We start from the raw sequence: 10,342 nt of genomic DNA, 5'->3' as shown, positions 1-10,342 counted from the left end.
TGAGCAATCTCTTCAGCCGAAAGGCCAAGGTCTTCCAGCGAGAAGGGCTGCAAAGTGGGTTCAGATGGTGTAATCGGCGCTCTAGACACATCCACCCCAATCTCATCAAGTGTCAGTCCGGTTGGAGTGGACGTTGAAGAAAGGAGCGAATCCAAAAACGTATCATGATCAGCCGCTGCTGAAGGTGGTGGTTCGGCAACACTGGTTGCTACTGTTGGTGAGAAAAGCAACATCGCCAGCAAATCATCATCTGAAGCAGCCGAGGCTGCTACCGGTGCAGATTGAACTGTAGGTGTTAACCAACTGGCTTCGGCGAAGAAATCATCAGGAGCCGGTGCTGTCGCTGATACTGGCGCTGCTGCTGCGGAACGTCGCGCTTGCCATTCGGCCTCGTTCCATTCTGGCAGTGAAACATCAGGGATTGGAATGCCGGATGGTAGCGGATCGAACAACATCCGTGCGACGGTCTGATATGGATCGAGGCGCTGGGCGATTCGCCAGTACTCGATCCCGCGCTGATCGCCATTGTTCAGCAAAATAGCGCCAAGGATCAGGTTGGCTTTGAGGAGAAGGGGATGTTGCTTCAACACCTGTTGACAGACAGCAACTGCTTCATCAAGCTGATCGTTGCGCCAGAGTGCTTCGATCAAGCCAACCCATGCATCAAGGCGGTTGGGATGTTCGTCCACAACATTGCGAAACTCGAGGATGGCCTGTGGTAACATCTGACCACGCGCATACAGTCGGGCCAATCCAGAACGGCTGAGACGAAGCGCAGCGTGTTCACTCCCCCAAGCTTCCGTATAGAGGCGTACCAATTGCGCACGCAATTCAGGCATATCGGGACGGATCTCAAGGGCCTGCTCGAATTCAGCAATGGCCTTATCCAGTCTACCCTGCCACTCGTATGCCATACCTAGCCCCACATGGGCCGGAATGTTTTCGGGGTCGGCTTGCAAGACTTGTTCAAAAGTGGCTACGGCTGCCGGTAAATCACGTTGCGCCAGATACGCTTCACCGAGGAGTCGTTGTGCTTCAAGGTTATCTGGATGATATTCAATAATATGCTGGATCAAGCCAATTGCCTGCTCGATCTGGTTCGCCTCGAGGAAAGTTCTGGCTTGTGTATAGGCGTCTTGCAGGCTGATGGTCGCCATCCCGGATCCTCCCACATTGTGATGTTGGCGCCGCCAGAAATGAACTCATGCGTTGAGGGAACGCTGTAGCAGCGCGAGTAGAATTCGCCACATGATAGCAGTATAGCGCCGGATCATGGCAGGTGTCAAGATGGTAACGGTCAAAATCGGCATTTTACCAATATTATATGCAAAAAAATCATTTACTGCTCAGGGATAAAAACAAAGACCGGTGAGAATGACTCACCAGTCTTCGTGTGGTCGGGGCGACTGGATTTGAACCAGCGACCTCCTGAACCCCATTCAGGTGCGCTACCGGTCTGCGCTACGCCCCGGATGTGCCCTGATTATAGCGCGGCTGCGGCGAAGAGTCAAACTTCACGCCAGATGAGCGAAGCAAAGAAACCAAGCGCAGCGCCGAAAGGCAACGCTGCAATACCCCATATCACCACAGCAGGAAAGATTACTCCTAGCCATTGCTGCCAACTGGCTTCCGGTGATAATCGACCGGTGAAGAAGCCGATGACCACCGTGAACAGCCCTCCCAGGAAAACGGCCAGCAGGGCCAGGATGAGAGCACCGTTGATTGCCCAGCGAATACGTCGTGAAGGTGATGGATCCATACCTGTGTGACTGAGTAGTTCTCGTTCATGTGATCCGAATATCGTGCCGGCATGGTACTCGGAAGCGTTTGTGTTGTCAATGATATTTTTAATTCTTGAGTTCTTGATCAAGTATATTGACAAAAGAGGGAAGTTCGCTTATACTCAATGCTGCATCGACTTACGAGAAAGTGAGGGCAAACGTGTGGAATTCATCTCGTGATCGTTCTTCTGGTATCGCAGTGATCAAACCGCAAGTCCCCCACGTGCAGCGTGATGATAAGGTGTTATTTTCTCCAGTGTCTTCTCAATCAGCCATCTCCCCCCTGACCGGTTGTCTATTCTGTTGTAGCTGTTATCCGAACCTCGTATAGATTGTGCCCCTTGTAATGGGCGATAAACGTAAGCTGACCGAAGTCCATCCTGTGGCGTTTACCACTATGGATCGGTGGCTACTCTGGTTGTCTGTTTCCCAGGGCCATTGATGTCATCTGGGAGCTCAGATTTTCTTTGATCGTTCACGTTGCTCGTGGCATCGCTAACTCACATGACCTTTTCACCATAATGCCACCGTGGTACGGGCATCGTGACAGATATTGCTGCGTAAAGCCATAAGACATCTTATAGCAGAGGAGACAGCGTGTGCGAACTGCTTTCTCAACGGTCTCTCATTCGGGGCTAGTGATCTGGTTTACTGGACTTTCTGGAGCAGGAAAAACGACACTGGCTCGTGCCCTGGCAACAGTTCTGCAAGAAGCCGGTTACCCCGTCGAACAACTCGACGGTGATGTTGTGCGTGAGCATCTGTCGAAGGGATTAGGCTTTAGTCGCGAAGATCGTGATACTAACATCCGCCGCATTGGTTTTGTCGCTAACTTACTGGCCAAACACGGCGTTATTGTGCTGGTTAGTGCTATCAGCCCCTACCGTGTAACCCGGACCGAAGTTCTAGCAGCCGCGCCCAGGAAACTGGAGGTATTTGTTGAAGCTCCGCTAGAGGTCTTGATTCAGCGCGATGTGAAGGGTTTGTATGCCAAAGCATTGCGTGGTGAAATTGCTCAATTTACCGGCATTTCCGATCCCTACGAACCGCCGCTCAATCCTGATGTGCATCTGCGAACTGATCAGATGACTTTACGGGAATGCCTTGATCAGTTGCTCGTTGCCCTTGAACGTTTGGATATTACGGTAAGGAGGAATTGATAATGACTGAACAGTGGGATGAGCATACCGATCCGCTTGAGGTGATTCGCTGGGCACTGGTGAATTATCCGGATTTGTTAATAACCAGCGCCTTCAACCTTAACGGTGTTGTGATGCTTGAGCTGGCAGCTTTGGCCGGTTATACCGGTGAGGTAGTTTTTGTCGATACAGGTTACCACTTTCCCGAAACTTTGGCCACGCGCGATCAGTTGATAGCCCGTTACCCGCAAATGCAGTTTGTCACACTCAGTGCAAATGTACCGCTTGACCCATGGGGGCAAGAACAGTTTCGCACTGATCCAGACGGTTGTTGCCGTATTCGCAAGGTAGCACCCTTACGGGAATATCTGGCTCGTAAAAAGCCTTCAGCACTCTTGAACGCACGTAGCCGGGATCAGGCATTAACGCGCCGTCATCTGGAGTTTCTCGAATTCGGTGAACGGTTGCGGATTAACCCTCTGGCTTACTGGAGCCGTCAACAGCTAGAGATGTTTGTTCAAACACGTCAGCTACCGGTGAATCCGCTGTACTGGGCAGGTTTCTTGAGTATTGGTTGTTGGCCGTGTACGCGAGCAGTGCAAGCTGGTGAGGATGTGCGGGCTGGTCGTTGGTCAGGTCAGGGAAAAACTGAGTGTGGATTGTGGGTTGGTAGACAGTCACTCTGAACACTGAATACGGTGAGACAAGATATGACATCGGCAAGTCATTTACCAAAACCTCATGGTGGTGTGTTGGTCGAGCGAATTCGTCCTGCTCACCTACGCGAATATGATCATCTACCAGCACTGGAGCTTGATGAACGGGCATATGCCGATCTTGAACTGATCGCTACAGGTGTTTATTCCCCGTTAGAAGGTTTCATGGGGCAGGTCGATTATCTGAGTGTGTTGGAAGCAATGCGATTAGCAAATGGTCTGCCGTGGAGTATTCCAATTACGTTGGGTGTATCTAAACGTGATGCTACACAATACTGGAGGACCGTTCGATTGACCAGGAGGGGACATACGGTAGGACTGCTCGAAGTGGAAGAACAGTATCAACCGGATAAAGAATATGAGGCATTCGCAGTCTATCGTACAACGGATCTGTCTCATCCCGGTGTTGCGGCACTGTTTGCCTCTGGTGAGGTATACCTGGCCGGCAAAGTGCAATTGTTCGTGTTGGATCGCGGGCCGTTTCCCGAACACCACTATACCCCCCGCGAGACTCGGCAACTGTTCCAGGAGCGAGGGTGGAAGACGGTTGTCGCATTTCAGACTCGCAATCCGATCCACCGGGCGCATGAGTATCTACACAAAGTTGCCCTTGAGTATCTCGATGGCTTATTTCTCCATCCGCTCGTGGGTTCCACGAAGTCTGACGATGTGCCTGCTACTGTGCGAATGGCAGCTTATCAGGTGCTGATCGAACGATACTATCCGCGGGATCGAGTGCTGTTAGGCGTTTATCCTGCGGCAATGCGTTATGCAGGGCCACGTGAGGCTGTTTTGCATGCGATTAGCCGTAAGAACTATGGCTGCACACACTTTATTGTGGGGCGTGATCACGCAGGAGTTGGCAATTACTATGGCCCTTATGAGGCACAGACAATCTTTGCGAATTTTAGCCCTGAGGAGATTGGTATCCAAATTCTCAAATTCGAGCATACATTCTATTGCCGCGCCTGCGCAACAGTAGTCTCACCGCGGACCTGCCCACACGACTCCCAATACCATCTGACACTTTCAGGCACACGGGTACGTGAGTTACTCCGTGCAGGGATGCCGTTACCGCCAGAATTTACTCGACCTGAAGTCGCCGAGGTACTGCGCGCTGCCTATCAAGTGTCGTAGTTGATCAGAGGGTAGTCTGACAGGGTTCATAAGGTTTTTGTCGTGGATGGTATGGATTGGTTTACATCTGGCTCAGCACGTTTTGGTGCGCCGGTTGAGGTGAACTATGTACTACCCGGTTATGCTGGACTTACGTGGTAAAAGAGTGCTCTTCATCGGTGGTGGTGGCGAAACCGACGTTAAGGTGCAGCACCTGATAGAAGCGGGGGCGTGGGTCAGACTGATTTCTCCCTATGCCCACCCTGCACTTGAACCTGTCGCCCAGGCGAGTCAACTCGATTGGCAACGACGTGAGTATCGTTACGGCGATCTGGAAGGTTTCATGCTCTGTTTTGTCCACCTGCCTGATACGCGCCTCAATGCCGTGATTGCTCAGGAAGCTCGTGAACGAGGGATCTGGCTCAATGCTGTAGACGATCCCCAGTACTGCGATTTCATTCTGCCCTCTGTACATCACCAGGGTGATCTGGTTATTGCCGTTTCTACTAGTGGCGTCGCTCCGGCGCTAGCCGTGCGGATCAGGGAACGTCTGGCGCAAGAGTACGGTCCAGAGTATGCAATGTATCTCCAACTGCTGCGTGCGTTTCGTACACTGGTTCGGCAGGCTTATCCATATAGTTTTGCTGAACGTAAAGCGGCCTGGTACCGCATGGTCGATAGTTCCGCGCTGAATCTGATCCGTGCAGGTGCGTATGCTCAAGCTCAGGAGCTACTCTGGCAGACCTTGTATAACTCTGCCTCGACATCGGTGGTCGAGCTTAGAACTCATCAACAGGAGACTGTATGAGCAAAGTTTATCTGGTTGGAGCTGGCCCCGGCGACCCAGAGTTACTGACCCTCAAAGCGTTGCGTGTGCTCGCCGAAGCTGAAGTAGTACTCTACGATCGACTGGTTTCAGCAGCCATTCTCGATCGTGTTAACCCGCTGGCAGAGCGCATCTACGTGGGTAAAGCCAGGAGCGAACAAGCGCACGTTCAGAGTGAGATCCTTCATCTGCTGCTAGCCCATGCTCGCTCTGGGCGGAAGGTGGTGCGCCTCAAAGGTGGCGACCCTATGGTTTATGGTCGAGGAGGCGAAGAATGGCTCTTCTTGGCTCAACAGGGGATTTCAGTCGAATTGGTACCTGGTATTAGCTCTGCGTTAGCATTGCCGGGGATGGCCGGTATTCCGCTTACTTTGCGTGGTGTCGGGCGAGGATTTGCTGTGATGTGTGGGCAGACACAGGGCGGGAATGTACCTGATCTTGCGCCGTATGCACTGATTGATACATTGGTGATCTTGATGGGAGTAGAACAACGGGCCGAATTGGCCGCAGACCTTGTTCGGGCCGGTCGCAACCCGTGGGAACCTTGCGCTTTTATTGAAAACGGTTCTACTCCGAATGAGCGAGTCATCCTCGCTTCATTGGCTTCTGTGGCTCGAGGGGACGTTGCCGTCAAAGCACCGGCAGTCTGGGTGATTGGTGCAGTTGTGATGGTGCGAGAGCAATTGCAGGCGATTGCATCTCTCTCGCCTACCAGTTCAATCGTGACCACAATGGAGCTGCCGGTCAATTTCAGTGTAACTTCCCGCAAACAGACAGTCGCTGTTGAACATGGATAGTTAGGTATCCGCATATTCCACTAGTCGGGAGAAATGCTATGTCAGATACACCAAAGCTTTCAAGAGTCGAACAGGTAAAACTGGTGAGTCGCCATTTGCGAGGACCGGTAGAACACGAATTACACGATGGTAGCGATCACTTTAGTGATGAAGGGTACCAGATTCTTAAGTTCCACGGGATTTACCAACAAGAGAATCGTGATGTACGTAAAGCCCGCAAAGCTCGTGGGTTAGGGCCTGAGTACGCTTTTATGATCAGAGTAGCTATCCCCGGTGGCCGACTGAGTCCGGAGCAGTATCTTGTACTTGATCGACTCGCCGATGAATTGGGAAATGCTACGCTGCGAATTACTACGCGCCAGGCTATTCAGTATCATGGCGTGCGTAAGGGTGGTCTGAAACCGCTCATTCAGATTCTGAATCGTAACCTGTTAACGACTCTTTCAGCATGTGGCGATGTCGTGCGAAATATTGTTGCATGCCCGGCGCCTTTTGTTGATCGCCAACGCACAGAATTGATGCGTTATGCAAGGGAACTCTCTGATCGTCTTAAGCCCAGAACTCACGCTTACTACGAGATTTGGCTAGATGGAGAAAAGGCGGCAACCCTGGAGGAAGAACCCCTTTACGGTGATACTTACCTGCCACGTAAGTTTAAAATTGCCTTCGCTTTCCCCGGTGACAATTGTGTCGATGTTTACACCCAGGACATCGGTATCGTGCCGTGGGTTGAGGGGCAGCTACGAGGTTTTACGATACTGGTTGGTGGTGGCATGGGGCAGAGCCATGGGGTTAAGGATACACATCCCCTCCTGGCTAAACCCTTGACTACGGTCGCACCCGAACAACTTTTTGAAGTGGTAGAGGCTATCGTCAAGGTACAACGTGATCATGGTCGGCGTGACGATCGGAAGTTTGCACGGATGAAGTACCTGGTCGAACAGTGGGGTATTGAACGCTTTAAGGCTGAGGTAGAGCGCTATCTAGGCTACACGCTGGCAGACCCCATACCACTAGTCTGGTTGAGTGCTGACGATCATCTTGGTTGGTATGAACAGGGTGATGGACGACTCTTCTTTGGTCTTTTCGTAGAGAATGGACGGATCAGAGACAATCTTCGAACAGCCATTCGCACCGTCGTACAACGCTTTGCTCTCGAAGTGCGCCTGACTCCCCAGCAGAATATCCTGTTTGTCAATATCGCCCCGGCAGATAGAGCGGCAATCGAGAAGATATTCTTTGATCATGATGTGGCGTTACCCGGTAGTGTGCCACTTGTCGTCCAACAAGCGATGGCCTGTCCGGCACTTCCTACCTGTGGACTGGCTATTACCGAAAGTGAGCGGGTTATGCCACAGGTAATTCGTGACATCCATGCGTTGTTAAGTCGATTAGGATTACACGATGGCCCTGTCCCGCATGTGCGTATGACCGGTTGTCCGAATGGTTGTGCGCGTCCTTATACTGCCGAAATTGGTCTGGTAGGGCGGAGTTTGAATTCCTACACCATTTACTTGGGTGGTAGTTCATTAGGTAATCGGCTTGGTGAACTGTATCTTGACAACGTCAAACGTGAGGAGATTGTATCAAGTCTTGAACCGGTATTTGCGTTGTATCAACGCGAACGAAAACCGGGCGAGTCGTTCGGGGATTTCTGCTATCGGATAGGCATCGTGGCTTTGCAGCAACTTGCTCCTAACTACAAAGAAGATGACAGTGCCGGGCAATGAGGATGCCAACAGTACCTGTGGTTACCAGCAAAACGGTGTGGTTTAGCGATCAGCAAAGGGAAGAAACGACGTGCGTCGCTCTTCCCTTTCTGACAGGAAAAGGTAATGTCTTTGGCCGTTCTGTGTCTATCGCACGAGTACTGTACGTGATCGAGCCAGGGTTTCAGCGGAAGACACTCAGTGCCATGTAGAATGATACACACCAGTTAGGGGCATCAACGATCTGGCTGATACGCAAGTCACCTGCCAGGCTGCATAGCACGTAAGCATCTTCACGGCTGAGGCGATAATTATCGGTTAACCATTCAATCATATCGCGTACAGCATTTCGAGCGTTCTCCATCAGGTCGGGACCAATCGCCGTAGTGACATAATACCCTCGTGCATCGTATGCCGGCTGAATTGGCCCAGGTGGCGTGTAAAAATGATAGCGCCACGGCTTTAATGAGCGACCCTTAATGACATTGAAACGCAGTGAAAATTGCATCGGACATTCGATGCCGGTTACACACACTTCACCATCGCCTTGTGCGGCGTGGCAGTCACCGGCTGAAAAGAGTGCACCTGGCACAAAGACTGGCAGATAGAGCTTAGCACCGACATTAAGATGGCGAGTGTCAATGTTGCCACCACCTTTACCGGTTGGTAAGACATCAAATGCACCAGGTTCGTCTAGTGCTACACCCATCGTGCCGCAAAATGGCTGTAGCGGAATGTGAATGTCATCACGGAGTGGAGCTGTTTGTCCATTGCTCAGGTCGAAATGGCGAATGTATGGGGTGGTGAAATCCTGAGCGAGTAACCCTAAACCGGGAATAATTCCCGTCCAACCCCAATCAAGCGGTTGTAACCGGAGGATCTCAACCTCGAGAATATCGCCCGGCATAGCGTCTTTCACGAAGATAGGTCCGGCCAATGGGTAAAGCTGTCCGAAGTCGAGATTCAGCAAAACGCTGGCGTCACAACCCGGTGTGACCTGATTGTTCGTTACTTCAGCCGTCTCACAGTGAACAATGTCGCCAGCGGCGATCTCGATTGCTGGAGGCAGGCTATTGTCCCACTTGTGATGAACTTTTCCTTTGTCCAGAACATGTTCAGCCATAATAGCCTCTTTTCAACATAAACATAGAAAGAGTGTGGAGTATAGCCTGCCTTCTCACCCAATGACCATACAGGTAATAGTGCGCTTGATTCCGCTAATCGCGTGAATCTCGCTCATGACCAGACGACCGATCTGGCGTGGATCGGGGGTTTGCAGCGTGGCCACGATGTCGTAGGGACCAGTAACCGCGTCAACGGCAATAAGACCATCGATTGCGCGGAGGGCGGCCAATACCTCGCCGATTTTACCCGACTCGGCCTCGATTAACACATACGCTCGTGCTTCCATCGTCTGCTCCTCTCTCATCACGGTCGTTCACTTGCACTCAGCAGCTCACGAATGAATGCTGCCGCACCACTCACTCGTTCGTTTGGTGCCAATCGTTCCAGCCGATCAATAAGCGCACTCCCAACGATGGCACCATCGGCAATGCGGGCCACTTCGGCAACGTGTGCCGGCTGACTGATACCGAAGCCAACTACTAAAGGTAGATCAGTGTATGCACGCACACTGCGGATAAGATCGGCCAGGTTCTGTGCGAGCATCTGTCGTGCACCGGTAACACCGGTGAGGGAAACAATGTAGAGAAAACCACTAGCTTGTGCAGCAATTTGGGCAATACGATCCGGTGGGGTGGTTGGGGCAACAAACAAGATCAAATCGAGCTGATGTGCTGCTGCGATCTGACGAAGGTCGGAGGCTTCTTCAAGCGGTAGATCGGGGATGATCCAGCCATCGCCGCCGGCTGCTGCCAGATCAGCGCAGGCCCGTTCAAGACCATAACGCAGCAGGGGATTGTAATACCCCATCAAAAGCAGTGGCGCCTTGACCTGGCGGGCGCGTAGGTCGGCCACGGTTGCAATGCAGTCGGCAATGGTGATCCCATTCTCCAGAGCGCGCTGCGTTGCCCGCTGAATAGTTGTGCCATCGGCCAGAGGATCGGAGAAGGGAACGCCTAACTCAAACAGACTGGCTCCGGCTGCTTCCAGCGCCGGTACCAGTTCAAGCGTGCTGGTGCGTTCGGGAAAGCCAACGGTCAGGTATGGCATAAGGGCAATTCGCCCTGCTGTACGGAGTCTGGCAAAGGTTTCGGCTATGCGGCTCATAGAATATTCTACCGGTCAGTGAGGATGAT

The 10,342-nt window shown here is 52.1% G+C and carries 11 protein-coding genes and 1 tRNA gene; 6 read left to right on the top strand and 6 right to left on the bottom strand.

From position 1 onward, the window contains the following. The 3 genes from JE47_RS0106485 to JE47_RS0106475 form a co-directional block, all read right to left on the bottom strand. A partial coding sequence (locus JE47_RS0106485; RefSeq protein ID WP_031458976.1) for a tetratricopeptide repeat protein occupies positions 1-1,157 on the bottom strand: 1,157 nt, incomplete at its 3' end. Between the two features lie 237 nt (positions 1,158-1,394). Beyond that, positions 1,395-1,471 (bottom strand) — tRNA-Pro (locus JE47_RS0106480). A gap of 36 nt (positions 1,472-1,507) precedes the next feature. Then, complete coding sequence (locus JE47_RS0106475; protein ID WP_031458975.1) at positions 1,508-1,759, bottom strand: hypothetical protein; 252 nt, start codon at positions 1,757-1,759, stop codon at positions 1,508-1,510. 621 nt (positions 1,760-2,380) lie between these two features. On the opposite strand from JE47_RS0106475, the gene cysC reads away from it, so the two are divergent. The 6 genes from cysC to JE47_RS0106445 all read left to right on the top strand — a co-directional run bounded on the left by cysC (position 2,381) and on the right by JE47_RS0106445 (position 8,105). Continuing rightward, the gene (cysC, locus tag JE47_RS0106470) at positions 2,381-2,941 is read left to right on the top strand and encodes an adenylyl-sulfate kinase (protein ID WP_031458974.1); all 561 of its coding nucleotides are present in this window, start codon (positions 2,381-2,383) and stop codon (positions 2,939-2,941) included. A 2-nt stretch (positions 2,942-2,943) separates the two neighbouring features. Continuing rightward, positions 2,944-3,606: a phosphoadenylyl-sulfate reductase gene (locus tag JE47_RS0106465; protein ID WP_173424545.1), complete on the top strand. Its 663-nt coding sequence runs from the start codon at positions 2,944-2,946 to the stop codon at positions 3,604-3,606. A 24-nt stretch (positions 3,607-3,630) separates the two neighbouring features. Next, positions 3,631-4,773, top strand: coding sequence for a sulfate adenylyltransferase (gene sat / locus JE47_RS0106460; RefSeq protein ID WP_031458972.1), 1,143 nt, complete (start codon positions 3,631-3,633; stop codon positions 4,771-4,773). A 106-nt stretch (positions 4,774-4,879) separates the two neighbouring features. Then, positions 4,880-5,560: a precorrin-2 dehydrogenase/sirohydrochlorin ferrochelatase family protein gene (locus JE47_RS0106455; RefSeq protein ID WP_031458971.1), complete on the top strand. Its 681-nt coding sequence runs from the start codon at positions 4,880-4,882 to the stop codon at positions 5,558-5,560. Further along, positions 5,557-6,375: a uroporphyrinogen-III C-methyltransferase gene (gene cobA / locus JE47_RS0106450; protein ID WP_081909999.1), complete on the top strand. Its 819-nt coding sequence runs from the start codon at positions 5,557-5,559 to the stop codon at positions 6,373-6,375. The genes JE47_RS0106455 and cobA overlap by 4 nt, the downstream gene beginning before the upstream one ends. A 38-nt stretch (positions 6,376-6,413) precedes the next feature. Further along, positions 6,414-8,105, top strand: a complete 1,692-nt coding sequence (locus tag JE47_RS0106445) for an NADPH-dependent assimilatory sulfite reductase hemoprotein subunit (protein ID WP_031458969.1) — start codon at positions 6,414-6,416, stop codon at positions 8,103-8,105. A 163-nt stretch (positions 8,106-8,268) separates the two neighbouring features. On the opposite strand, the gene JE47_RS0106440 is transcribed toward JE47_RS0106445, so the two are convergent. The 3 genes from JE47_RS0106440 to trpA are packed head-to-tail and all read right to left on the bottom strand — an operon-like array spanning position 8,269 to position 10,313. Further along, entirely contained in the window at positions 8,269-9,207 is a 939-nt protein-coding gene (locus tag JE47_RS0106440) for an acetamidase/formamidase family protein (protein WP_031458968.1), read from the bottom strand. A gap of 54 nt (positions 9,208-9,261) precedes the next feature. Further along, positions 9,262-9,495, bottom strand: coding sequence for an Lrp/AsnC ligand binding domain-containing protein (locus tag JE47_RS0106435; protein WP_028457174.1), 234 nt, complete (start codon positions 9,493-9,495; stop codon positions 9,262-9,264). A gap of 17 nt (positions 9,496-9,512) precedes the next feature. Next, complete coding sequence (gene trpA / locus JE47_RS0106430) at positions 9,513-10,313, bottom strand: tryptophan synthase subunit alpha (RefSeq protein ID WP_031458967.1); 801 nt, start codon at positions 10,311-10,313, stop codon at positions 9,513-9,515. Positions 10,314-10,342: the final 29 nt, after the last annotated feature.

It is taken from the genome of Chloroflexus sp. MS-G (assembly GCF_000735195.1).
Taxonomy (GTDB): Bacteria; Chloroflexota; Chloroflexia; order Chloroflexales; family Chloroflexaceae; genus Chloroflexus.
This window is presented reverse-complemented; position numbering and strand designations above follow the sequence as displayed.